Genomic DNA, 24065 nt, shown 5'->3' on the forward strand with positions numbered 1-24065 from the left:
GACAATAAAGCGCCGCATGCGGATGCTACATCATGGCTTGGCCGGTCTCGGCCCTGGGAGGAACGACGATGGCCAAAGGCCTGCGCAAGGGACTGACGAGCTATGGCGACGAGGGGTTTGCGCTGTTCCTGCGCAAGGCCTTCATCAAGGCGATGGGCTATTCCGACGATGCGCTGGATCGTCCGATCGTCGGCATCACCAACACCTACAGCGACTACAACCCCTGCCATGGCAACGCGCCGGCCCTGATCGAGGCCGTGAAGCGCGGCGTCATGCTGTCAGGGGCGATGCCGATGGTGTTCCCGACCATCTCGATCCATGAAAGCTTCGCCCATCCGACCTCGATGTTCCTGCGCAATCTGATGGCGATGGACACCGAGGAGATGATCCGCGCCCAGCCGATGGATGCGATCGTCGTGATCGGCGGCTGCGACAAGACATTGCCGGCGCAGATCATGGCGGCTGCGAGCGTCGACCTGCCCACCGTCGTGGTCCCGGTCGGGCCGATGGTGGTCGGGCACCACAAGGGCGAGGTGCTGGGCGCCTGCACCGACTGCCGGCGCTTGTGGAGCGCGCATCGCGCCGGCGAGATCGACGAGGCCGAGATCGAGACCGTGAACAGCCGTCTGGCGCCTTCCGTCGGCACCTGCATGGTGATGGGCACGGCTTCGACCATGGCCTGCATCACCGAGACGCTGGGCCTGTCATTGCCGATGAGCGCGACGATTCCCGCGCCCCATGCCGAGCGCATCCGGCTGGCGGAAGCCAGCGGCGCGGTGGCCGCCCGCATGGCGGTCGACGGCGGACCGCGCCCCAGCGAATTGCTGACGCCGCGCGCTTTCCGCAATGCGACGGTCGTGATGCAGGCGATCGGCGGCTCGACCAACGGCATCATCCATCTGACCGCGATCGCCAATCGCACGCCGCATCGCTACGACCTCGACATGCTCGACGAGATCGGCCGCACGGTGCCGGTCCTGGTCGATCTCAAGCCCTCGGGCGCCCACTACATGGAGCATTTCCACCATGCCGGCGGCGTGCCCAAGCTGCTCGCGCAGCTCGGCGAATTGATCGACCTCGATGCCGGCACGGTCGCGGGCGGGACATTGCGCGATATCGTCGCCAAGGCCGAGGACGTACCGGGTCAGGACGTGATCCGGCCGCGCTCGGCCCCGATCAAGCCGGAAGGCTCGATGGCGGTGCTCTATGGCAATCTCGCCCCGGGCGGGGCGATCATCAAGCAGGCGGCGGCATCCGCGCGCCTGCTCCAGCATACCGGCCGGGCGGTGGTGTTCGACTCGGTCGAGGACATGGCGGCCCGCATCGACGATCCCGAGCTTGACGTCAGCGCGGACGACGTCCTCGTGTTGCGCAATACAGGCCCGAAGGGCGCGCCCGGCATGCCCGAGGCCGGCTATCTGCCGATCCCCAAGAAGCTCGGCCGCCAGGGCGTCAAGGATATGGTGCGGATTTCCGATGCGCGCATGAGCGGCACGGCCTTCGGTACGATCGTGCTGCATATCACGCCGGAATCGGCCGTCGGCGGGCCGCTTGCGCTGGTTGCGAGCGGCGACATGATCCGTCTCGACCTGGCCGGCCGCCGCATCGATCTGCTGATCGACGATGGCGAATTCGAGCGCCGCAGATCCCTGCTGAAAACCTCGCCTGCGCCGGCGATGCCCAAGCGCGGCTATGCGCGGCTGTTCCAGCAAACCGTGCTGCAGGCCGATGAAGGCTGCGATTTCGACTTCATGGTCCGCCCGCCCGATGAGACGCCGTGACCATCGACGGCATCGTCGAGGCGCCGCCATGCCTGCCACCGCATCCGCCCGGCGCCGCGCCGTCCTGGCGGCTGCCGGACGGGACCTGCGACAGCCACATGCACGTCTTCGGACCCCGCGACCGCTATCCGCTGGCGCCGCTGCGCAGCTACACACCCCATCTCTTGACGATCGACGATTACCGCGCTGTGATGGCGGCGTTGGGGATCGCGCGCGCCGTGCTGGTCCAGCCGAGCGTCTATGGCATGGACAACCGCGCCCTGCTCGACGCGCTGGCGATCGCTCCCGATCAACTGCGCGGGGTCGTCGTGGTGCCGCCCGATATCCCCGATGGCGAACTCAAGGCCATGCATCGGCTCGGCGTGCGTGGCATCCGCATCAACCGCCGCAATCCCGGCGGCCTTAGCCTCAGCGACATCGCAACACTCGGGCGGCGGATCGGACGGCTGGGCTGGCATATCCAGCTCCAGATCGAATTGGCGACGTCGTGCGATCTCGATGGCCTCGTGCGTGGCTCCCCGGTGCCGATCGTGATCGATCATCTCGGCTTCGCCGATCCGCAGGCCGGCGTCGCATCGCCGGCATTCCGGCAACTCTTGCATCTGCTGGAAGACGGCCTGCTCTGGATCAAGCTGTCGGCGCCGTACCGAATGAGCAGGACCGGGGCGCCCTATGCCGACATGGTGCCGATCGTCGAGACACTCTTATCCGCTCGTCCCGATCGCCTGCTATGGGCAACCGACTGGCCGCATACCGAATTGTGGTCCGGGATGCCGCATGATGGAGACCTCCTGGTCACGTCGCCGCTTTGGCAGGCTCCGCCTGGCATTCGCAAAGCCGTGTTCGTCGACAATCCCAACAGGCTCTACTGGGCCTAGAGCATTCTCGAGCGAAGTGGACACCGGTTCGCGTGAAGAAAATGCGATAAAACAAAGAGATAGGGCATCAGCCCTGCATATCACAGGACTGTACGGCATCCGCCTAACCTGCGCCTCACTGCGGAAACGCGCGCCCCGGGGCGAGCAGGATGCCCGACGCGCTCCTGTCTCAGGCGCTCGGCAGCCGCGCCTTGATGCGCTCGCGATGCGCGGTGTAGAGGCCCGACCCCGCGATGATCACCGCGCCGACCAGCGTCCAGATGTCGGGCAGAACGGCAAACAGGAAAAAGCCGAAGATCGCAGCCCAGAGCAATTGCATATAGGAGAACGGCGCCAGCAGCGAAGCGTCGGCATGGCGGAAAGCCTGCACCACCAGCCAGTGGCCGACCGTCGAGGTGGTGCCGACGAAGACACCGAGCCAGAGCATTTCCGCCGTGAGTGGCTGCCAGGCGAAGGGCATCACCACGCTGACGATCGCAAAGCCGATCATCGCCGAATAGGCCAAGGTCGTCAGCGGGCTCTCGGTCCGGCTCATCATGCGGGTCACGATCAGCGCGAAGGCCCAGGTCGAGGCCGAGACGACCGGCAGCAGCGAGGCGAGCTGGAAGCCGGCCCCGCCCGGCCGCACCACGATCAGCACGCCGAGCAGACCGACCAGCGTCGCGGTCCAGCGCCGCCAGCCGATGGTTTCGCCCAGGATCGGGATCGACAAGGCCGTGACGAACAAGGGCGCGATGAAGCTCGTCGCCGTGGCGTCGGCGATCGGCAGATATTTGAGCCCGATCACGAACACGATCGAGGAGCCGGTGACTCCGAGGCCGCGCAGGAATTGCAGCATCGGCTTGCGCGTCCGCAACCGCTCCAGGCCGCCGCTGCGCGCCACGATGGCGAGCATGATCACGGTGAAGACGCCATAGCGCAGCCAGGTGATCTGCAGCGGCGGCACCGTGGCGGTGAGCAGTTTCGAGACTACGTCCGACGCGGTCAGGAAGAAGGTCGACAGCAGGATCAGCCCGATGCCGCGAAAGGCGTTGTCGCGACGCGGCGGCAATGCTGCCGTCACAGGCGGCAAGGGTGTCGGTTCTGGGTGGGGAGCGTTTGGCAAATCATCGACGCGCGGGATTGAAACGCGACGCTAATCGATTTGATCGGCCTCGCGTTGCGCAAAGATCGAACGGCGACCATGCATGGCCGCGTCCGAGCATCGGGGGCAACAGACCCGTCAAGACAAAGGCGGGCTCTCGGCCCGCCTCGATCAGCCGATGACTGCGCCTCGCTTCACGCCGCCTGCTTGCGCGGCTGGATCAGCTTGCGGTTGATCAGCACCTCGGCGATCTGCACTGCGTTCAGCGCCGCGCCCTTGCGCAGATTGTCTGAGACGCACCAGAAGGCGAGGCCGTTCTCGACCGTGTTGTCCTCGCGGATGCGCGAGATATAGGTCGCATCCTCTCCGGCCGCCTCATGCGGGGTGATGTAGCCCCCAGGCTCGTGCTTATCGATGACGAGGATGCCGGGAGCGGTGCGCAGCACCTCGCGCGCCTCATCGGCCGTGACCGGCTTCTCGCACTCGATGTTGACGCTCTCGGAATGGCTGATGAAGACCGGCACGCGCACGCAGGTCGCGGTCAGCTTGATCTTCGGATCGAGGATCTTCTTGGTCTCCGCCATCATCTTCCACTCTTCCTTGGTGAAGCCGTCCTCCATGAAGACGTCGATCTGCGGGATGAGGTTGAAGGCGATACGCTTGGGGAACTTCTTCGTGGTCATCTCGCCGGCGGCGAAGATCGAGCGCGTCTGGTTGAAGAGCTCGTCCATCGCCTCCTTGCCGGCGCCGGAGACCGATTGATAGGTCGAGACGACGACGCGCTTGATCACATACTTGTCGTGCAGCGGCTTCAGGGCGACGACGAGCTGGGCGGTCGAGCAGTTCGGATTGGCGATGATGTTCATCTTGGTGAAGCCTGCGGCGGCAGCCGCGTTCACCTCCGGCACGATCAGCGGCACGTCGGGATGCATGCGCCAGGCCGAGGAGTTGTCGATCACGACGCAGCCCTGCGCGCCGATCTTGGGCGACCATTCCTTGGAGACCTCGCCGCCGGCCGACATCAGGCAGATATCGGTGTCGGAGAAGTCGTAATGCTCCAGCGCCTTCACCTTCAGGACCTTGTCGCCGAAGGAGACCTCGGTGCCGATAGACCGGGAAGAGGCGAGCGCTACGACCTCGCTGACCGGGAAAGCGCGCTCGGCCAGGATATCGAGCATCTCATGGCCCACATTACCCGTGGCGCCGACAATCGCGACCTTGAAGCTCATTGTGATGATCCTTTTGGATGAAACCGGTTTGGTCTCCCCCGGGATGCCGGCCCGCTCGATGATGTGAAGCAGGTTCGGCGATTATCCCCGCCGGGGGGAGAGAACCCGGAATCGAGGCGAAGGTCAGCGCGACGTAACCGTTTTACCGGTCGTCGTTTTGGTCGTGCGTTTCGTCGTCTGACGGACGTTCACAGGGCCAATCCCGAAGGGCTGAAGGCTTCGCGTCGGCGCAAGGCGAGTTTCCCCGCGCGCCTTGCCGCAAGTCAAAACACCCAAGGCAGCCAAAAGTCAACGTCCCCCGCCGTTAACCCTGCTCCTTGACCTTGGATTTACGCTGTTTCCGGATCGCCCGTCGGCGGTAACCCGGCGCTGACTCACACCCGGCCAGTCTCCGCGCCGGTGAAGACGAGCCGCGCACACGACGCGGCCATTAAGGTGAGTCCCGGTCGTGTCGCGTGATGTCTCATCGATCCTGCTCGGCACGGTCCGTTCGCATTGGCCCGCGGTCGCAGCCCTTGCCAAGGCCGCCGGCCGGACGGCCTCCGCCGCGGTCGATCGCAGCAGGCCTCGTCTTGCGCGCTTCAGTCTTGCGCGCTTCGGTCTTGTGCGCGTCGGTCTTGTGCGCGTCGGTCTTGCGCGCTTCGACGGCGTCACCGCACTGATCCGCTGCGCCGATGCGATCGAAACCGGCTTCGCCATGCTGCTGCGCGGCGCCTTCGCCGCTTTCGGCCGTCGCGGCTCGGGTCTGAGTCTCGGGTTGGGGCTGACCGGCGGACTGGTCTGGCGCGGGCTTGCCGCCCTGACCGGCATCGGCCTGACGGCGAGCCTCATCACCGCCTTGTCTGCTGCCGGCGACAGCGAGCCGCGCCTCGCCAGCCTGACGATTCCCGCCGCCAGCGAGAGCCGCCCGGTCCGCGACGTACTCCTGGAGCCGCGTCAGCAGGCGCTCATTGGCGACAACTGGCTCAAGATCACCCGGCCGATCGCGACGTTCGGCCTGGAATCGCCCGAACTCGACCGTCAGCAGCCGACCTACGAGGCGATGCGCAGTCAGGACGGCGCCCGCCGCCAGGACACGCTGAGCTTCGGCGCTTTTGATGCCGACAAGCCGCATCTGCGGTTGCGCCTGCTGGTCACCCATAACAACGAGGCGCGGCCCCAGCCCTTCGTCATCGCATTGGTGCGCGAGGCCTCCGAGCGCGGCATGTCGATCCAGCGCAGCGGCGTTCCGACTTCGATCGAGACCCGCTTCGGCACGGTCGAGACCGCCGATACGACGCTGAGCGACGGCGATGCCAGCCGCCCCTGCATCGCGTTCCGCAAAAGCGCCGGCGACTTGCCGCTCGGCCTCAGCGGCTGGTGGTGCGGCGCGCCCGGTCGCCCGGCCGACCGCCAGCAATTGGTCTGCCTGATCGACCGGATCGACCTGCTCGCCGCCGGCGAGGACAAGGCCCTGCGCTCAGCCTTCTCACGCACCGAGCTCGCCCGCCAGCCGACCTGCGCGCCGCCGCGTCTCTCCGCCACCGGCCGCAAAGCCTCCTGGCTCGACGCCGACGCGACCGCTCCCGCGCTGCGCACCCGGAGCGCAGCCGCCGAGCCGGGCAAACCGTCCTCGAAGCGCTGACGGCGGGTTTGACGACCATGTCCTCCACGCGTTCACAAGCCATCGCCGCCCTCGGCACCACCGGCCGGGTCGCGATGGGAACCGCGCGCTTCCTGTTCCTGGCGCTGGGCGCCGGCGTCTTTCTCGTCGTCCTTCTGGTGATCTGGTGGGTCTCGAGCTTCGTGCCGACGATCAGCCATGCAACGCCGTCCTTCGCCTGGACACCGGAACAGCTCGCCATGACCAAGGCGACGCCCGTGACCGCGACGCATCCCTTCCGCGGGCGCGAACAGGGCTGGCAGTTCGGAGGCCCCGGAACGGACCAACCTTTCGCGGCGATGATCCTGGCCGAGCGCAGCGACAGCGCCGTGCCCTTCACGCTGACGACGCCGATATTCTGGCAGTTCGCCCCCTTGCGCGTCCTCTCCCCACGCGTCGCCGGCCCGCACTACACCTTGACCACGCGTTTTGGACGCTTCAACGGCCGCGACATCTACTATCGCGAGAGTGACGGCCGGATCCGGACCTGCATCATCTTCCGCAACGCCTTCGAGACCTCGGAATTCGCGCTCGGCGGGTTCTATTGCGCGGCTGGGATGCAAAGTGCCGATGCCAGCCCCCTCGCCTGCATGATCGACCGGCTCAAAATCCAGCAGGGCGAGTCCAAATCGCCGGCGATCGCCTATCTCGCCGCACGCGCGGGCAACGCTCCGCAATGTTCCAACTCGACCTTCTACCAGCCGGGCACACGGCGGGTCATCCGCGACCGCAATGGCGGCGTTGTCGGCATGAGCAGCGGCAGCAGCGGCGATGGCTTCCAGCTCTGGGTCCGCTGACGAGCGCTGGCGATTGTGCGGCCTCTCGGAACGGGGGCTGTGTTTCCCAAAATGGCTCTTGAAATCGCTGGAGCCGCAAAATCTCACTTTCGCGTGCGTTGCCTCTGGCGAAGGCGAACAAAACCGTTAACTACGAAGGTGTATCGTCGCGTCATCCCGCATCGTGCGCCGATGCCCCGCTGCCCGTTGCCTCAGGAGACCTTTCGTCATGCGTTCCTTCCAGCGTTTCGCCGCCGGCTTCGGCCTTTCGCTCGTGGCGCTGACCGTCGCGACCACCATCGCCGAGGCACAGAATCGCCGCGGCCCGCTGCGCATCACCGTGCAGAAGCGCAGCTATTTCGACCTCGGCAATGTCGTGCCGGTCGGCTCGATGAACAATTACGCCAGCCAGCATTTCGCCGCCACGCCGGTCTATGCCAGCACCGGCGAATTCTACGGCGAGGGCACATTGCCGAGCCGCATCGGCTCCGGCGTCAACCCCTTCGCCAACAGCTTCTCGACCCCGCGCTTCTGAGCGCGATCGTCATGGTCGGGCTTGACCCGACCATCTCGTAAACCAGCAACTTGTCGTCATGAGATTCTCGGGTCGGCGCTCTGCGCCGCCCGAGAATGACGTCCGATGCTTACGGCAGCGCCTTCAGATAGCGCACTGGCCGGCCCGGAGCCGCCGCCTGCGCGGCATGCACGATCGCATTCGCGTCGATGCCGAAATGGCGGTAGAGGTCGGCGACCGTGCCGGTCTGGCCGAAATGCTCGACGCCGAGCGCCTTCTGCTTGTGGCCATGCACGCTGCCGAGCCAGGCCAGCGTCGCCGGATGCCCGTCCAGCACCGAGACAATGCCGCAATCGCGTGACAGCTCCCCGAGCAGGCGCTCGATATGGCTCGTCGCCTGCTGGTTGCCGCGCTGGCGCGCCCGCTCGGCCGCCTGCCAGCCCGCATTGAGCCGGTCGGCCGAGGTGATTGCGAGCAGGCCGACATCGCGCCGGTCCTCACCGAGCAGCCCGACGGCCTCGATCGCCTCCGCCGCGACAGCGCCGGTATAGGCGACCACCACCGAGGCGTTAGGGCCGGGCTTGCGCAGCCAATAGGCGCCGTCGATGATCGCGTGCTCGAGCTCCGGCGTCATCGCCCGTTTGGGCTGCTCGAGCTGCAGCGTCGAGAGCCTCAGATAGACCGAGCCGCCGGTCTCGTCGCGCAGCCAGGTCCGCTCATTGGGATCGCCCTCGCCATCCCTCTGCAGATAGTCGAAGGACCAGCGCATCATCACCGAAAGCTCGTCGACGAAGGCCGGCTCGAAGGCGCAAAGCCCATCCTGGCTCATCCCGATCAGGGGCGTGGCGATCGACTGATGCGCGCCGCCCTCGGGCGCGAGCGTGACGCCCGAGGGCGTCGCCACCACCATGAAGCGCGCATCCTGGTAGCAGGCATAGTTCAGCGCATCCAAGCCGCGCGAGATGAACGGGTCGTAGAGCGTGCCGATCGGGATCAGGCGCTCGCCGAAGATCGAATGCGACAGGCCCAGCGCCGAGAGATTGATGAACAGGTTCATCTCGGCGATTCCGAGCTCGATATGCTGGCCCTTGGGCGAGAACTCCCATTTCTGCATCGAGGGGATGCGCTCGTCCTTGAAGGTGTCGGCCATCTCCGCCCTGGCGAACAGGCCGCGCCGGTTGACCCAGGGCCCGAGATTGGTCGAAACGGTGACGTCGGGCGCGGTCGTGACGATGCGGTCGGCCAAGGGCCCGCCGCGCTTGGCGAGATCGTCCAGGATCTTGCCGAAGCCCATCTGGGTCGACATCACCGGCTGGATGCCGGCCTCCAGCGTCTCGGGCACCGGCAATTTCGGCGCGCTCTTGCGGCGCCGGCCCTCGGCGAAGAACGGCACGGTGTCGAGGAAGGCGCGGATCTCGTTCTCGGGCAGGTTCAGCCCCTCGAACAGATCCCATTCATGGCCGGGCCGGACCGTATTGGCGGTCTTGAAGCCCTCCATCTGGTCCTTGGTCATCAGCCCGGCATGGTTGTCCTTGTGCCCGGCGAGCGGCAGCCCGAACCCTTTGACGGTATAGGCCAGGAAACAGACCGGCCGATCATGGTCGATCGCCTCGAAGGCTTCGAGGATCGAGGGCAGGTCATGGCCGCCGAGATTGCACATCAGCCTGGATAGCTCAGTGTCCGAGCGGCTCTCGATCAGCTTGGTGACCGGCCCCTGATCGCCGAGATCGTCCATCAGCCGCTTGCGCCAGGCCGCCCCGCCCTGGAAGGTCAGGGCGGAATAAAGCTGGTTCGGGCAGGAATCGATCCAGGCCTTCAGCCGCTCGCCGCCCTTCTCCTTGAAGGCCGCCTGCTGCAGCGAGCCGTATTTCAGCGTGACGACGTCCCAGCCGAAATTCCTGAACATCTGCTCGAAACGGTCATAGAGCCCTTCGCGGATGACGGCGTCGAGCGACTGGCGGTTATAGTCGATCACCCACCAAGTGTTGCGCAGGCCGTGCTTCCAGCCCTCCATCAGGGCCTCGAAGATGTTGCCTTCGTCGAGCTCGGCATCGCCGATCAGCGCGACCATGCGGCCGTCCTGGCGCTTCTCGCCCCAGCCATGCGCCTTGACGTAATCCTGCACCAGCGAGGAAAACAGCGTCTGCGCGACGCCAAGACCAACCGAACCGGTGGAGAAATCGACGTCGTCGATGTCCTTGGTGCGCGAGGGATAGCTCTGCGCGCCCTTGTAGCCGCGGAAATTCTCCAGCTTCTCGCGCGTCTGCAGCCCCATCAGATAGTTGATGGCGTGGAAGATCGGCGAGGCATGCGGCTTCACCGCGACCCGGTCCTGCGGCCTCAGCGCCGCCATGTAGAGCGCCGTCATGATCGTGCAGAGCGAGGCCGAGGAGGCCTGATGCCCGCCGACCTTCATGCCGTCCTCGCTGGCGCGCAGATGGTTGGCGTTGTGGATCGTCCAGGAGGCGAGCCAGAGGATCTTCTTTTCCAGCTCAGCCAAGATCGGCAACCGGGAATCTTTGGGCAGGCGGGGGTCGGACATAGCAGGCTCTCGCGAGGATGGAGGGCGCAACCCTTCGGGATCAAAGCGCGGGGAACCCCTCTCCTGTAAGGAGAGGGGCAGGGGTGAGGTGTAGGCCCGAAATCATCGAGCCTGAACGCCGACGGCGGCGACGTTTCGCGCCGCTGGTCGAACGGCCTACCCCTCACCCTGCCCTCTCCCTACGGGAGAGGGTTCCCCGCGCCCTTCATCGAACGTGTCGCGTGTGACAAAAAGCTGGACTGCGATCATGCATGGTTTCCGCAGCGTTGGCAGCTAAAGACAGGAGCCGCGACTTCCCCAATTGGTGGTTTCCGCTAATCCTGGGCCTGAAAGCAAGAGACCATGCCAGATCATAAACTCGACGACATCGACCGCCGCATCGTCCAGGCTCTCCAGGCCGATGGGCGCATGAGCATTCAGGATCTCGCGGGCAAGGTCGGGCTCTCGCCAAGCCCTTGCGCGCGCCGCGTCCGGCTGCTGGAGGAGGCCGGCGTGATCAAGGGCTATGTCGCGGTCGTCGACCAGGACAAGCTCGGCCTGCCGGTCTCGGTCTTCGCCTCGATCAAGCTCGAGCGCCAGCGCGAGGAGGAGCTCGACCGCTTCGCCGCCATCGTCGCCCGTTGGCCGGAGGTCGCCGATTGCTATCTGATGACCGGGCCGCGCGATTACCTGCTGCGCATCATCGTCAGCGACCTTGCCGCCTATGAGCGCTTCCTCAAGGACAAGCTGACCCGGCTCGACAATGTCGCCTCGATCGAGTCGAGCTTCGCGCTCGGACAGGTGAAGCGTTCCTTCTCGGTCCCGGTGGAATTGGGCAAGGGCGTCTGAGGCAGGGCCGCCCGAGGCAGGGACGCCTGACGACAGAGCGGCCATCGGCAATGAAGTGATGCAGAGACGGCATATCGGCGCAATTATATGACGACAGACATGCGTCTGGCGCATTGATTGCGAATCGCCTTTCCGCTATGGCCGCCAGCTTCGCAAGCTCGATCATCGAAAGCAGCCCCTGTGTCGTCCCCCGTTGCCGCTCCCGCCGCCAATTCGCCGGCCCGCATTCTCTTCGCCAGCCTCATCGGCACGACGATCGAGTTCTTCGACTTCTATATCTACGCCACCGCTGCCGTGCTGGTGTTTCCAAAACTGTTCTTCCCCGGCGGGGACGCGACCTCGGCGATGCTGCAATCGCTGGCGACCTTCGCGATCGCCTTCTTCGCGCGGCCGATCGGCGCGGCGATCTTCGGGCATTTCGGCGACAGGATCGGGCGCAAGGCCACGCTCGTCGCCGCGCTGATGACGATGGGCCTCTCGACGGTCGTGATCGGCTTGCTGCCGACCTATGCCAGCGTCGGCATCCTCGCTCCGCTGCTGCTGGCGCTGTGCCGTCTCGGCCAGGGCCTCGGCCTCGGCGGCGAATGGGGCGGAGCCGTGCTGCTCGCCACCGAGAACGCGCCTCCCGGCAAGCAGGCCTGGTACGGCATGTTCCCCCAGCTCGGCGCGCCGATCGGCTTCATCTGCGCCACCGGCAGCTTCCTTTTGCTGACCGACCTGCTCAGCGATGCGCAGTTCTATTCCTTCGGCTGGCGCATTCCTTTCCTCGCCAGCGCGCTCCTGGTCTTCGTCGGGCTCTATGTCCGGCTGCGCCTGACCGAGACGCCCGAATTCCAGAAGGCGATCGACAAGCATGAGCGCGTCCGCATGCCGATCGTTGCGGTGGTGTCGCAGCACAAGGCCCATCTCCTGCTCGGCACCATCGCGGCGCTGGCGACCTTCGTGCTGTTCTACCTGATGACGGTGTTCTCGTTGAGCTGGGGCACCACGGCGCTGGGCTATGCGCGCGGGCAGTTCCTGCCGGTGCAGATGGTCGGCGTCGTCTTCTTCGGGCTGGCGATCCCGCTCTCGGCCCTGCTCGCCGACCGCTTCGGCAATCGCCGGGTGCTGTTCTGGACAACGCTGGCGATCGCGGCTTACGGCTTCCTGTTCACGCCGCTGTTCGTTCCCGGCAACCTCACCGCGATCACGCTGTTCTTCGTGCTCGGCTTCGGCTTGATGGGCTTCACCTATGGCCCGCTCGGCACCGCGCTGGCCGAGCTCTTCCCCACCGCCGTGCGCTATACCGGCGCCTCGCTGACCTTCAATCTCGGCGGCATCGTCGGCGCGTCGCTGGCGCCCTACATCGCGACCTGGCTCGCCAGCCATTACGGGCTATCGGCCGTCGGCTGGTATCTGACGCTCGGCGCATTGCTCACCGCCGCCGCACTGGCGGCGATCGGCGCCGTGGTGCGCGCCCGCCTGCCGGTTGCTGGCGAGCTCGCCTGAGGGTAGTCCGCGAGCGCCCGTCATTATGCTTGGAACCACAGCGTCATCCTGGGCATAGCCCTCGGGTCCGATCTTCGATCGGCCCAAGGATAAACTCCGTGAAGGCACACAGCGATCCATCGTAGGGCGTCATTCTCGGGCTTGACCCGAGAATCTCATGACCAGATGGCTGGTTTCCGAGATGGTCGGGTCAAGCCCGACCATGACGCGCTTCAGAGCCCGACTCAAGTCTCCGCTTCGCCCGAGATGACGCAGTATTTCCGCGCCAGGACGACAGACTTTACCGCCGCTCGAAATCCCTGTGCACGTCATGCGCCACGATTCCGGCGCCGTCGGGCGGGATCGTCAGCCAGTCCTTGCGGGTCAGCGTCTGCTTGGTGTCCTCATAGCCTGACTTCCAGTGTTCCTGCATCGAGGTGCGCGAGAACTCGTAATCCTTGGCTTGGCCCTCATAGGATTTCTGCTGGTAGATCATTTGCAGGATGGTGTGCTCTGGCATCAATGCGAGCTCGTCGCGCAGCTTGCGATCTTCCTCGCTCAGGCTGCCATCGGGCACTTTCGTAAGCGCCTGATGCGTCTTCTTCTTCCAGTTCTGGATCAGCGCGAACAGGTCCGTCGTCAGACGCGTGCGCGAGGAATAGGTGATGTCCTTCTGCCGGCCCATCACGTCCTGCAGCGTGCGCGGCAGTGCGCCGCGCGCCGAGAACAGATCGACCTGGAAGATCAGCGAGTTCAGCGTGTCGTCCTGGGCGAGCAGATGCTGCAGCGGCGTGTTGGAGACGATGCCGCCATCCCAGTAATGCTCGGTGCCGATCTGCACGGTCGGGAAGGCCGGCGGCAGCGCGCCCGACGCCATCACATGCTCGGGCCCGATCGTCTCCTGCGCGTTGTCGAAATAGACGAAATTGCCCGAGGCCGCATTGACTGCCCCGACCGAGAACCGGACCGCCTTACGGTTGATCAGGTCGAAGTCGACCAGCTCCAGCAGGGTCTCGCGCAAAGGCGAGGTGTCGTAATAGCTGGTCGCGTCGCTCGCGCTGGCGGTCGCGAAGAGCGGGCTCGTCCGGCGCGGTTCGAAAAAGCCGGGCTGGCCCAGCATGGTGGTGAAGAAGGACGAGGTCGCGTTGCGCGCCTGGCGGTAGATGTCGCCCTCGGGCGTGAACCACCAGACCTTGCGGTCGGTGATGCGGTCCCAGAAGGCCCTGAGCCGCTCCAGCCGGCGCTCGCGGGGATTGCCGGCTATCAAGGCCGAATTGATCGCGCCGATCGACACGCCCGAGACCCAGTCCGGCTCGATATCGGCCTCGTGCAGCGCCTGATAGACTCCCGCCTGATAGGCGCCGAGCGCCCCGCCGCCCTGGAGCACGAGCGCGATGCGGTCGCAGCGCTCGGGCCGCCAGCCGAGATAGCGGCTTTCCGAGAGGGAGACGGAGGGAGGAGCGTTCATGGCGCGGATGTCCTCAGGCTGATCGCACTGCAACAATGATAGTGCCGATGTCGCCAGAGCAGGATGCGAAGAAGTGGGAACCGGTTTTTCGCATTGATCCTGCTCTAACTTTTAGATGAGAGACGGATTCAGATTTTAGATGGGATCACTTCGTGAGCCCATCTAAAATCATCCGGCTCTAGGAGACAGCGATATCAAGTGACAGCGATATGACGCCAAGACGCTGTCAGCATCCCGCAAGGCGCTGTCATCGTCCCGTCAGGCAAGCTTCATCGCCGCGTCAGCTTCCCCCGTCACGCCTCAGGCACGGATTTTGCGGCGCAGCATGCGCCGGCAGACCGGTCCGGGCTTTGGAGGGAGAGCAGCATGCTGAAGGGCAAGACCGCCGTCGTCACCGGCTCGACCTCCGGAATCGGCCTCGCCATCGCCCGCGCCTATGCGGCTGAGGGCGCCAACATCGTCATCAACGGTTTCGGCGCGCCAGACGCCATCGAGAAAGAGCGCGCCGGCATCGAGGCCGATTTCGGCGTCACCGCGCGCTATTCCCCCGCCGACATGGCTCATGGCGGCGCCATCGCCGCGATGATCACTGATGCCGAAAGCGAATTCGGCTCGGTCGACATCCTGGTCAACAATGCCGGTATCCAGTTCGTCTCGCCGATCGAGGAGTTTCCCGTCGAGAAATGGGACGCGATCATCGCGATCAACCTCTCGGCCGCCTTCCACGCCATCCGCGCCGCGCTTCCGGGCATGAAGGCGCGCAAATGGGGCCGCATCATCAACACGGCCTCGGCCCATGCGCTCGTCGCCTCGCCGTTCAAATCAGCCTATGTCGCCGCCAAGCACGGCATCGCCGGCCTGACCAAGACGGTCGCGCTCGAGGCCGCGACCTTCGGCGTCACGGCGAACGCGATCTGCCCGGGCTATGTCTGGACGCCGCTGGTCGAGAAGCAGATACCGGAGACCATGGCGGCGCGCGGTCTCACCAAGGAGCAGGTCATCAACGACGTCCTGCTGCACGCCCAGCCGACCAAGCAATTCGTCACCAGCGAGGAGGTTGCGGCGCTTGCCGTCTTCCTCGCCTCGGACGCCGCGAAATCGATCACCGGCGTCATCCTCCCGATCGATGGCGGCTGGACCGCTGAATAGGCCAGAGCATTGCGCGAAAAAACGGATACCGGTTTTTCGCGTGAGCAATGCTCTCAACTCTAGGAATCGATCACGTTTTTCGCATTCGGACGGAAGCGTCCGAATGCGACCTGATCTAAGGGATCTACGCGCCATGAATCGCAAGGACATCCTCGATCTGCCCTCGATGCCCCTGGCCGGGCCGAGCTATCCGGCCGGGCCCTATCGCTTCGTCGATCGCGAATACATGGTCATCAGCTACGAGACCGACCCCGAGGCGATCCGCCATCAATTGCCCGAGCCCTTGATGCCGCTGGCGACGCCGATCGTCAGCTATGAATGGATCAAGATGCCCGATTCCTCCGGTTTCGGCAGCTACACCGAGAGCGGCATCGTCATTCCCTGCAAGTTCGGCGAGGAGGAGGTCTCCTTCGTCTCGCAGATGTATCTCGACGACGAACCGCCGATCGCGGCCGGCCGCGAGATCTGGGGCTTTCCCAAGAAATACGCCCATCCCAAGCTGGAGGTGGTCAAGGACACGCTCACCGGCACGCTCGAATATGCCGGCCAGCAGGTCGCCATGGGCACGATGGGCTACAAGCATGAGAGCCTGGCCGGCAATGGCGTCAGGACCACGGCGATGCTGACCAAGACGCAGGTCAACCTCAAGATCATCCCCGGCGTCGACGGCGAGCCCGAAATCTGCCAGCTCGTGGCGCTGAACCTCACCGACATCACGGTGAAGGGCTCCTGGATCGGCCCCGGCCGTCTCCATCTGATCCCGCATGTCAACGCGCCGGTCGCCGACCTGCCGGTGCGAAAGGTGATCGGCGCGCACCACTTCATCGCCGACCTCACCTTGCCCTTCGGCCGGAAGATCCATGACTACATGAAGGCATGACGACATGAAGGGTTGAGGCGGACACATCAAAGCCCGCATTCCCCGGCATGAGCGACATCCGACACGGTCGGAAACACGGGCGAGGCTGGGGATGATGATATCCGGGACTGGTTTGTGTTCGGGCCTGAAACTGCTCGCGCTCGCTGCCGCCTTGTCTGCCTGCAAGCATGGCGACATCGTCATGAATGCCAGCGAGCCCGCCGTCGCTGCCGGAATCTATGCCTCGGCCATGGCTCCGGCCGTCAAGGAGCGGCCCCGCATCAGGGCCGCCGAGCAGAACATCCTCATCCTTACCAGCGGCGGCGCGGATGGCGCTTTCGGAGCCGGCGTCCTCACCGCCTGGTCGACCAGCGCCAAGCGACCGGTCTTCGACATCGTCGCCGGCGTCTCGACAGGAGCGCTGCAGGCGACGCCGGCCTTTCTCGGTTCGGATTGGGATGGTTTGCTGGAACGCGTCTACACCACGACGCGGACGCGCGACGTGTTTCGTTCGAACGGCCTGAAGACGCTGGTCGGCAGCGGCTATTATGATCCGGCACCGCTGCACCGGCTGCTGACCGAACTCGTCACCGAAGAGATGCTCGACGCCGTAGCCGCCGCCCACAGGCAGGGCCGCAGGCTCTATGTCGCGACAACCGATATGACGGCGGGAAAATCGGTGCTCTGGGACATGGGCGCGATCGCGGCCTCGGGCGATGGCCGCAAGAACAGCTATATCGACGTTCTGATCGCCTCCGCTGCCGTTCCCGGCCTCGTCGAACCGGTGCGCGTGGTCGACCGGCAGCGCGGCACGCGCTCGCTGCATGGCGATGGCGGCGTCAAGGCGCCGGTTCCGCTCGAGCCCTTCATGCTCGACCCGCGTAAGGCCGTGCGGACGAATGTCTGGGTCGTCGCCAACGGCCATGTCAGCCGCGATGCCGCCTCCAACAGCGAAGCGCGCACGACGCTGGCGCTGGCGCGCCGAGGCGTGTCGCAACTCCTGCGCCAATTGCTCTACAGCTCCGTCCGTGAAGCCGAAACCAGGACATTGCGGGCCGGCGCGCATTTCCGGCTGATCGCCCTGCCGGACAGCACCCCCGAAGCCGCCGACCCCTTCGTCTTCAATCCCGACGAAATGCGGGGCCTGTATGACAAGGGGCGCGAGCTCGGCTCGCAGATCTCGTAAACCAGAGTGCTCTGGTCATGAGATTCGGGACAAGCCCGAGAATGACGTGCAACCTTCACCCGCCCGGCAGGAACGCGACCCGCCCGTCCGCGCCCCGCACGGTCTCGATCGCGACGCCGTAGAGTTCTGCCAGCCGCTCCGGCGTCAGCATCGCGGCGGCTTTGCCCGTCGCGATCGCCTGCCCCTCGCGCAGCAGCATGACCCGGTCGGCATGGGCAAGCGCCTGGTTGGGATCATGGGTGGTGAAGAGCACGCCGAGTCCCTCCCTCGCGAGCTGCCTGATCTGGCTCATCACCTTGCCCTGATTGCCGAAATCGAGGCTCGCCGTCGGCTCGTCCAGGATGACATAGGCCGGCTCCTGCGCCAGCGCGCGGGCGATCAGCACGAGCTGGCGTTCGCCGCCCGAGATCTGCGTATAGGGGCGCTGCGCCAGCTTCGCGATGCCGAGCCGCTCCAGCATGGCCTGCGCGACCTCGCGGTCATGTCCGGACGGCGCGGCGAACACCCCGCCATGCGCGGTGCGCCCCATCAGCACCACCGAAAACACCGTGAAGGCGAAGGTGCCGGCATGGGCCTGGGGCACATAACCCAGCGCCCGCGCCCGCTGGTTGACCGAAAGCGCAGCCAGCGGCAGGCCGTCGAGCATCAGCGTTCCGCCTTGCGGTGGCAGCAGGCCGAGCAGGGTCTTGAGCAGCGTCGTCTTGCCGCCGCCATTGGGGCCGAGCAGCGCCAGGACCTCGCCGGCCTCCAGATCGAGTCCGATATCGCGGCCGATCCGGCGCTCGCGATAGCCATAGGCGAGGTCGGCCGCGCTCAGGCTCACGACCAGCCTCCGCGCGCCGAGGCCAGCAGCCAGATGAAGAAGGGCGTGCCGATGACGGCGGTGAGGATGCCGAGCGGCGTCTCGACCGGGGCAGCGGTGCGCGCCAACGTGTCGATGATCAGGAGATAGCCGCCGCCGAGGAGTGCCGCCGTCGGCAGGAGCTTGCCGAAATCGGGGCCGACCAGGAAGCGCGCCAGATGCGGCACGACGAGTCCGACCCAGCCGATGATGCCGGCTGCCGCCACGCTCGCCGCCGTCACCAGCGTCGCCGCCGCCACGATCGCGATGCGCAAGGGGCCGGTATTGAGCCCGAGCGCGCGCGCCTCCTCCTCCGGCAGCGACATCACATTCATCCGCCAGCGCAAGGCGACGAGCACGGCCGTGCCCAGCAGCACCGGGCCGAGCAGCGGGATGAGGTCCGGCTTGGCCGTGCCGGCGAGGCTGCCGAGCAGCCAGAAGGTCATGGCGGGCAGTTGGTTGTAAGGATCGGCCCAGTATTTCACCAGCCCGATGCCCGCCCCCAGGAGCGAGCCGACGACGACCCCGGTCAGCACCAGAACCAGCACCGGATCGCCGCGCCGGATCGTCGAGCCGATCGCATAGACCGCGCCGACCGCCACCAGCCCGCCAATGAAGGCCGCGAGCTGGATCGCGAACAGCCCGAGCGAGAAATAGATTCCGACGACCGCCCCCAGCGCCGCGCCCGAGGACGCGCCCAGAATATCGGGCGAGACCAGCGGGTTGCGGAACAGCCCCTGGAAGGCCGTGCCCGCGACCGCCAGCGCCGCTCCGCAAAGCACGGCGGCGACCACGCGCGGCCCGCGAATATTCCAGATCACGGCCTCGATCTGCGGCGACAGGCCCGAGGGCTGACCAATCAGCCCCGCCCAGACAAGCCGCGCCAGATCGGCGGGCCCGACGGGAAAGCGCCCGAGCCCGAAAGCGAGCAGCACCGCGACGCCGAGCAGGCCAAGCGCAAAGGCGTTTCCGCGAAGGGACGATGGCGGCACGGGATCAGCGCCCATCCAGTCGGCGAGGAAGCACGCCCATCACCTGTGTCCCGACAGGATCAGGTCGAGTTGCGCCTCGTTCGGCGTGACCTGATAGAACAGCGTGTGGAAGTCGCGCGCGATGGCGCGGATGTTCTCGGGGAACTGGGCCGGGTAGAGCAGCTTCGCCAGCCACCACAGGCCGACCATGCGGTTGACCGAGGGCGGGAAATCGACCCAGCCGAAGGGCAATTTCGGCGAGAGATGCACCCGCCCCGCCTTCACCGCCCGGATGCTCGCCCAGCCCGGATCCGTGTGCACGCTCACGGCAAAGCCGGTATCGACGGTGACGATCACCTCCGGATCCCAAGCCATGACCTGTTCGAGCGAGACCTGCGCCAGGCCCGAACCTTGCGCCAAGCCGTTACCCGGCTGCTCGGCCGCGACATTGCGCGCGCCCAGAAAGCTCAGCGTCTCCACATTGATCGAACCGCCCAGGCCGGTCTCAAGCCCGCGCGGCCCGCGCGCGTAATAGACCGAGGGGCGCCGTTCGGGGGGAAGCGTCGCGATGCGGCCCTTGATCACCGTCATGGCGGTCTCGCACCAGCGCGCCAGCGTCTCGGCCCGCTCCACGCGCCCGGTGAGCTGGCCGAGGATGCGATAGCTCGCAGGGATCGCCTCGAAGCGCCCGTCGAGCAGCGCATAGGGAATGCCGGTCTGGCTCTGCACGCGCTCGGCGAGTTCGACATAGCTGCGCCCGGTCGAGCCGGCATCGACGATGAGGTCGGGCTTCAGCGTCAGCACCGCCTCCAGATTGGCGCTGTTGCCGCGCCCGGTGATGCGGCCGATCTGCGGCTTGTTGCCGATATTCGGCAGCAGGAAGGGCAACTCCTCCGGCCCATTGGCGCGCGGCCAGCCCAGCAGCAGGTCCGGCGCCAGCGTGTAGAGCTGGATCGCGGCCGGCGGCCCGGCGGGGAAGACGCGCTCGACCTTGGCCGGTACCGCGATGTCGCGGCCGGCTCCATCGCGAATGGTCGCCGCCCAGGCCCCACGCGGAACCGCGAGCGTGGCAAGCCCGGCCAGAACCAGGCGGCGGTCAGGATGCGGCATGGCGGTGCTCCTGCGCTGGCGACTGGGCGCAGCGATTCGGCTTCACATCGAGCAGGGGCGTGCCGTCGAGACAGTCGAGCCCGCGCACGATCAACGCGCCCTCCTCGACGCGCAGCAGCCGCACCCGCGACAGCGCGATCGGATTGGGCCGCACCGGCGAGCGCAGGGCGAAGGTGCCGAGTGGCTCGGCCCCGCGCGGCGTCTGGGTCACGAGATCACGCCGCGCCTCATGCATCCAGTAGAGCAGGTCGAGATAAGCGAAGGCTGCGATCCCCATCAAGGCCGCATGCCAGGGCGCGTCGATCTCGACGCGGCATTCCGGACCGTTCTCGCTGTCGCCCTGGCGCGGACATTGGTCGCGCGTCGCGAAAGGCGTGCGGATCCGGCCGATGAAGACAAAATGCGCATCCTGCCTCTCGGGCAGGGGCGCGGATGTCTCGCCCGGTCGCGTCGCCTGCCAGTCCATCCGCGCTTGCTCCGTTCAGTTCGTGTCGCGCGGCAGGGTCGGCGCGGCGAAGCCATGCTTCGCCAGGATCTCCTGCCCGGCGCGCGAGAGGATGAACATGGCGAGCCGCCCGGCATTTGGCGAGGCCTCGGCCATCACGGTCAGGCCGTAATCGGCTCCCACCGACAACGCGGCCGGCAAGCGCACCGGCTGGAGGCCGGGCTGTTCCCGCGCGATCGCCGCGGTATTGGTGCGATAGGCCAGGAACAGATCGGCTGCGCCGGTCGCGAGCTTGTGACCGTAGACATTGACGCCGAAGGGCGCCGCGAGGCTCGCCGGCCCGCCGGTCAGTTGCAGCGCCTTGGCCTCCAGCGCCGCCTTCGCTCCGGCCTGCAGCACCTCGGCCCGAGCAAAAACCTGGAAGGCGTAGTCGCCGGACGGATCGGCCTTCGGTGTCGAAGTGCCGAGCTTGATCGCGGGATCGAGCATGCGTTCAAGCAGAGTCTCAGGAGAAACCTGAACCTCCGGCCGCGCGAACGCGCAAAGCTCGTTGCGCGCGAACAAGACGACCGGCCCCGCCAGCCCCGCTTTCGCCAGAGCTTCGGGATTGCCGAGATCGGCCGAGGCGAAGAGATCGGCCGCCTCGCCCTGGGCGATCCGCTCCTTCAGCAGGCCCGACGCGCCGCAGACGAGTTCGATCGCCTGTCCGGTCTTGGCTTCATACGCCGCCGCGACCTCGCCCAACGCCGCGCGCAGGCTGCCCGCTGCCAGGAGCCGGATCGGCGGAAGGGCCGCAGCCATGGCCGGTCAGCCCCCCTCGTGCGGCGCGATCGGAGCGGTGAAGCCGTGCTTGGCAAGGATGCGCTGCCCCTCGGGCGACAGGATGAACAGCGCCAGCCGGTAGGCATTGGTCGAGGCGCCGGTCATCACGGTCATCCCGTAATCGGCGCCCACGGCAAGCGCCGGCGGCAGCCTGACCATGCGCTGGCCCGGCTGTTCGCGCGCGATCGGCAAGGCATTGGTGCAATAGCCCAGGAAGAGATCGGCCGCCCCCGTCGCCAGCAAATGGCCCGTGCCGTTCCTGTCGGCTGGGGTCGGCGCGCTGTTGGCGCCGCCGACGAGCTGGAGCGCCTTGGTCTCCAGGGCCGCCTTGGCGCCGGGCTGCAGCGCCTCGGCCTTGGCGAAGATCTGCCAGGCATAATCACCGGACGGATCGGCCTTCGGCGTCGAGGTGCCGAGCTTGACCGCAGGGTCGAGCATGCGCGCCAGCAGCGTCTGCGTCGTCACCTCCAGCCCGGCGCGGGCAAAGGCACAGATCTCGTTGCGGGCGAAGAGCACGACGGGCCCGGCCTTGCCCTCCTGAGTCAGGGCGAGCGGGTGGCTCATATTGGCGGAAGCGAAGACCTCGGCCGCCTCGCCCTTGGACAGGTTTTCGCGCAACAGGCCGGAGGGTCCGAAGCGGGTCTTGACCGGCAGCTTGGCTGTCGCCTCAAAAGCCTGGGCGACCTCGGTCAGCGCATTGCGCAGGCTGCCGGCAGCGTGGAGCAGCACGAGTTGCTCGGCCTGCGCGACGGAGCAGGAGAGCCCGAACACGGCGGCAAGGATCAGGCGCCGCATCGATTCAGGCGCCCGCCTGCGTCGCATTCGGGAAGAATAATTGCTGCCCGTCGATCTTGTACTCGGCGATCGCCTTCTGGCCTTCCGGGCTGATCAGCCAGTTCACGAAGGCCTGGCCGTCATTGACCTTCACATGCGGGTGCTTGGCCGGGTTCACCGCCATGACGCCGTATTGGTTGAACAGGCGCCGGTCGCCCTCGACCGCAATGGTGAGATCGCCGCGGTTCTTGAACGAGATCCAGGTGCCGCGATCCGCGAGCACATAGGCGCCCATCCCGCCGGCCGTGTTGAGCGCAGCCCCCATGCCCTGACCGACGTCGCGATACCAGGAGCCCTTCTTCTGATCGAGATCGATGCCCGCGACCTTCCAGAGCGCCAGTTCGGCGGAGTGGGTGCCGGATTTGTCGCCGCGCGAGACGAAGGGCACGCTTTTCTCCTGGATCGCCTTCAGCGCTGCGACGATGTCCTTCGTGCCGGCGACGCCGGCCGGGTCGCTTTTGGGGCCGATCAGGACGAAGTCGTTATACATCACCGGCTTGCGCTCGAGCGCGAAGCCCTCAGCCAGGAACTTCTCCTCCTGCGCCTTGGCGTGGACGAAGACGACATCGGCATCGCCGCGCCGCCCGGTGTCCAGCGCCTGGCCGGTGCCTTGCGACACCACCCGCACCTCAATGCCGGTCCTGGCCTGGAACAAGGGCAGGATATGCCCGAACAACCCGGAATCCTGCGTCGAGGTCGTCGAGGAGACGATGATGAAGCGCGCGCCCGCTGCTGCAGGGGCCGATGCCGCCGGCGGCGCGACTGTGGTCGTCTGGGCGAGCGCGAGGCCGGCAAAGGCGGCCGAGAAACCGGCAGCGAGCAAGAGGCGTCTGGTCCTGATCATGGTCGTCTCCTCATCATGGTCGTCTCCTGGAGTTTCTGGTTTTGGGAGCAATCGGTTTCTCCGAGCGTCTCACCAGATCAAATCCCCGGCGAGGAAAGCGCGGGCCGCGATCGTCTGCGGCTCCACGAAGAAGTACTCGGCGAGGGAATCCTCGATCAGCCGGCCCCGGTGCAGGAACAGCACGCGATCGGCCAGTCGCTTCGCCTGGCCGAGATCATGCGTCGACATCAAGACCGTGATGCCCTCCGCCACGAGACCGGTCAGCAACTCCTCGATCTGCCGCGTCGCGGCAGGGTCGAGCTGCGAGGTAGGCTCGTCCAGGAAGAGCAGTTCGGGCCTCAAGCTCCAGGCGCGAGCGATGGCCAGGCGCTGCTGCTCGCCGCCCGAGAGCAGCCGCGCCGGCTGCGTCGCGCGCTCGAGCAGGCCGAAGCGCTGCAGCGCGGCCCAGGCGCGTTCGCGCCGCTCCAGGCGCGCGACGCCCGCCGACGCCAGCGCATGATCGATATTGGCCTCGACCGAGCGGCGCAGCATGATCGGCTTCTGGAACACCATGGCGTGGCGTTTCGCGCGCCCGGTCGCGCCGGCTGCCCAGTGCACGCGGCCCTCGCTCGGCGTCAGCAGGCCGTGGCAGAGCCTGAGCATCAGCGATTTGCCGGCGCCATTGGGCCCGAGCAGCACGGTGACTCCGCCCGCAGGCACGACGAGGCTGACTGCATCGACCAATTTGCGCCCCTCCCCGAGGAAGGAGACGGTCTCGAGGCTGAGCGGCAGGATCGAGGTCACGTCACGCATCAT

General features: G+C 66.4%; 22 protein-coding genes. 10 read left to right on the top strand and 12 right to left on the bottom strand.

The genetic code is table 11. The features are described from left to right. The first annotated feature begins 68 nt into the window (after positions 1-68). Both BHK69_RS03805 and BHK69_RS03810 read left to right on the top strand, forming a co-directional pair. A complete protein-coding gene (locus BHK69_RS03805; RefSeq protein WP_069688944.1) occupies positions 69-1781 on the top strand; it encodes an IlvD/Edd family dehydratase in 1713 nt (570 codons plus the stop codon). Then, positions 1778-2659: an amidohydrolase family protein gene (locus tag BHK69_RS03810; protein ID WP_083269107.1), complete on the top strand. Its 882-nt coding sequence runs from the start codon at positions 1778-1780 to the stop codon at positions 2657-2659. Before BHK69_RS03805 ends, BHK69_RS03810 begins: the two co-directional genes overlap by 4 nt. A gap of 169 nt (positions 2660-2828) precedes the next feature. Here BHK69_RS03810 and BHK69_RS03815 read toward each other — a convergent pair whose 3' ends face one another. After that, on the bottom strand, positions 2829-3722 hold the full coding sequence (locus tag BHK69_RS03815; RefSeq protein WP_148663636.1) for a DMT family transporter: 894 nt from the start codon (positions 3720-3722) through the stop codon (positions 2829-2831). Between the two features lie 215 nt (positions 3723-3937). Then, the gene (locus BHK69_RS03820) at positions 3938-4972 is read right to left on the bottom strand and encodes an aspartate-semialdehyde dehydrogenase (protein ID WP_069688946.1); all 1035 of its coding nucleotides are present in this window, start codon (positions 4970-4972) and stop codon (positions 3938-3940) included. 448 nt (positions 4973-5420) lie between these two features. Between BHK69_RS03820 and BHK69_RS03825 the strand changes: the two genes are divergently transcribed. The 3 genes from BHK69_RS03825 to BHK69_RS03835 all read left to right on the top strand — a co-directional run bounded on the left by BHK69_RS03825 (position 5421) and on the right by BHK69_RS03835 (position 7925). Beyond that, positions 5421-6596: a hypothetical protein gene (locus BHK69_RS03825; protein ID WP_069688947.1), complete on the top strand. Its 1176-nt coding sequence runs from the start codon at positions 5421-5423 to the stop codon at positions 6594-6596. A gap of 17 nt (positions 6597-6613) precedes the next feature. Then, positions 6614-7411 carry a hypothetical protein gene (locus BHK69_RS03830; protein ID WP_069688948.1) on the top strand — a complete coding sequence of 266 codons (798 nt, stop codon included), beginning with the start codon at positions 6614-6616 and terminating at the stop codon, positions 7409-7411. A 208-nt stretch (positions 7412-7619) separates the two neighbouring features. After that, a complete protein-coding gene (locus tag BHK69_RS03835; protein WP_069688949.1) occupies positions 7620-7925 on the top strand; it encodes a hypothetical protein in 306 nt (101 codons plus the stop codon). 109 nt (positions 7926-8034) lie between these two features. On the opposite strand, the gene BHK69_RS03840 is transcribed toward BHK69_RS03835, so the two are convergent. Further along, entirely contained in the window at positions 8035-10446 is a 2412-nt protein-coding gene (locus BHK69_RS03840) for a thiamine pyrophosphate-binding protein (protein ID WP_069688950.1), read from the bottom strand. Positions 10447-10788: 342 nt separating this feature from the next. Here BHK69_RS03840 and BHK69_RS03845 point away from each other — a divergent pair, with 342 nt between their 5' ends. Continuing rightward, complete coding sequence (locus BHK69_RS03845) at positions 10789-11274, top strand: Lrp/AsnC family transcriptional regulator (RefSeq protein WP_069688951.1); 486 nt, start codon at positions 10789-10791, stop codon at positions 11272-11274. 180 nt (positions 11275-11454) lie between these two features. After that, complete coding sequence (locus BHK69_RS03850) at positions 11455-12762, top strand: MFS transporter (RefSeq protein ID WP_069688952.1); 1308 nt, start codon at positions 11455-11457, stop codon at positions 12760-12762. A 280-nt stretch (positions 12763-13042) separates the two neighbouring features. On the opposite strand, the gene BHK69_RS03855 is transcribed toward BHK69_RS03850, so the two are convergent. Beyond that, positions 13043-14209 carry a patatin-like phospholipase family protein gene (locus tag BHK69_RS03855; protein WP_069688953.1) on the bottom strand — a complete coding sequence of 389 codons (1167 nt, stop codon included), beginning with the start codon at positions 14207-14209 and terminating at the stop codon, positions 13043-13045. A gap of 366 nt (positions 14210-14575) precedes the next feature. Between BHK69_RS03855 and BHK69_RS03860 the strand changes: the two genes are divergently transcribed. The 3 genes from BHK69_RS03860 to BHK69_RS03870 all read left to right on the top strand — a co-directional run bounded on the left by BHK69_RS03860 (position 14576) and on the right by BHK69_RS03870 (position 17403). After that, positions 14576-15358, top strand: coding sequence for a 3-hydroxybutyrate dehydrogenase (locus tag BHK69_RS03860; protein WP_069688954.1), 783 nt, complete (start codon positions 14576-14578; stop codon positions 15356-15358). A gap of 133 nt (positions 15359-15491) precedes the next feature. Continuing rightward, entirely contained in the window at positions 15492-16238 is a 747-nt protein-coding gene (locus BHK69_RS03865) for an acetoacetate decarboxylase (protein WP_069688955.1), read from the top strand. Between the two features lie 91 nt (positions 16239-16329). Continuing rightward, a complete protein-coding gene (locus BHK69_RS03870; protein ID WP_083269108.1) occupies positions 16330-17403 on the top strand; it encodes a patatin-like phospholipase family protein in 1074 nt (357 codons plus the stop codon). Between the two features lie 55 nt (positions 17404-17458). Here BHK69_RS03870 and BHK69_RS03875 read toward each other — a convergent pair whose 3' ends face one another. From BHK69_RS03875 to BHK69_RS03910, 8 genes are all read right to left on the bottom strand, one after another. Continuing rightward, positions 17459-18226, bottom strand: coding sequence for an ABC transporter ATP-binding protein (locus BHK69_RS03875; RefSeq protein WP_069688957.1), 768 nt, complete (start codon positions 18224-18226; stop codon positions 17459-17461). Further along, positions 18223-19251, bottom strand: coding sequence for a FecCD family ABC transporter permease (locus tag BHK69_RS03880; protein WP_069688958.1), 1029 nt, complete (start codon positions 19249-19251; stop codon positions 18223-18225). Before BHK69_RS03880 ends, BHK69_RS03875 begins: the two co-directional genes overlap by 4 nt. 24 nt (positions 19252-19275) lie before the next feature. Then, positions 19276-20325 carry an iron ABC transporter substrate-binding protein gene (locus tag BHK69_RS03885; protein ID WP_069688959.1) on the bottom strand — a complete coding sequence of 350 codons (1050 nt, stop codon included), beginning with the start codon at positions 20323-20325 and terminating at the stop codon, positions 19276-19278. Beyond that, positions 20312-20791: a tRNA (N6-threonylcarbamoyladenosine(37)-N6)-methyltransferase TrmO gene (tsaA, locus tag BHK69_RS03890; RefSeq protein WP_069688960.1), complete on the bottom strand. Its 480-nt coding sequence runs from the start codon at positions 20789-20791 to the stop codon at positions 20312-20314. The genes BHK69_RS03885 and tsaA overlap by 14 nt, the downstream gene beginning before the upstream one ends. Positions 20792-20806: 15 nt before the next feature. Continuing rightward, complete coding sequence (locus BHK69_RS03895; protein ID WP_069688961.1) at positions 20807-21571, bottom strand: molybdate ABC transporter substrate-binding protein; 765 nt, start codon at positions 21569-21571, stop codon at positions 20807-20809. A gap of 6 nt (positions 21572-21577) precedes the next feature. Further along, on the bottom strand, positions 21578-22387 hold the full coding sequence (locus tag BHK69_RS03900) for a molybdate ABC transporter substrate-binding protein (protein WP_069688962.1): 810 nt from the start codon (positions 22385-22387) through the stop codon (positions 21578-21580). Between the two features lie 4 nt (positions 22388-22391). Beyond that, entirely contained in the window at positions 22392-23270 is an 879-nt protein-coding gene (locus tag BHK69_RS03905) for an ABC transporter substrate-binding protein (protein ID WP_069688963.1), read from the bottom strand. Positions 23271-23339: 69 nt separating this feature from the next. Continuing rightward, entirely contained in the window at positions 23340-24062 is a 723-nt protein-coding gene (locus BHK69_RS03910; RefSeq protein WP_069693356.1) for an ATP-binding cassette domain-containing protein, read from the bottom strand. Between the last annotated feature and the right edge of the window lie 3 nt (positions 24063-24065).

This window comes from Bosea vaviloviae, from assembly GCF_001741865.1.
Taxonomy (GTDB): Bacteria; Pseudomonadota; Alphaproteobacteria; order Rhizobiales; family Beijerinckiaceae; genus Allobosea; species Allobosea vaviloviae.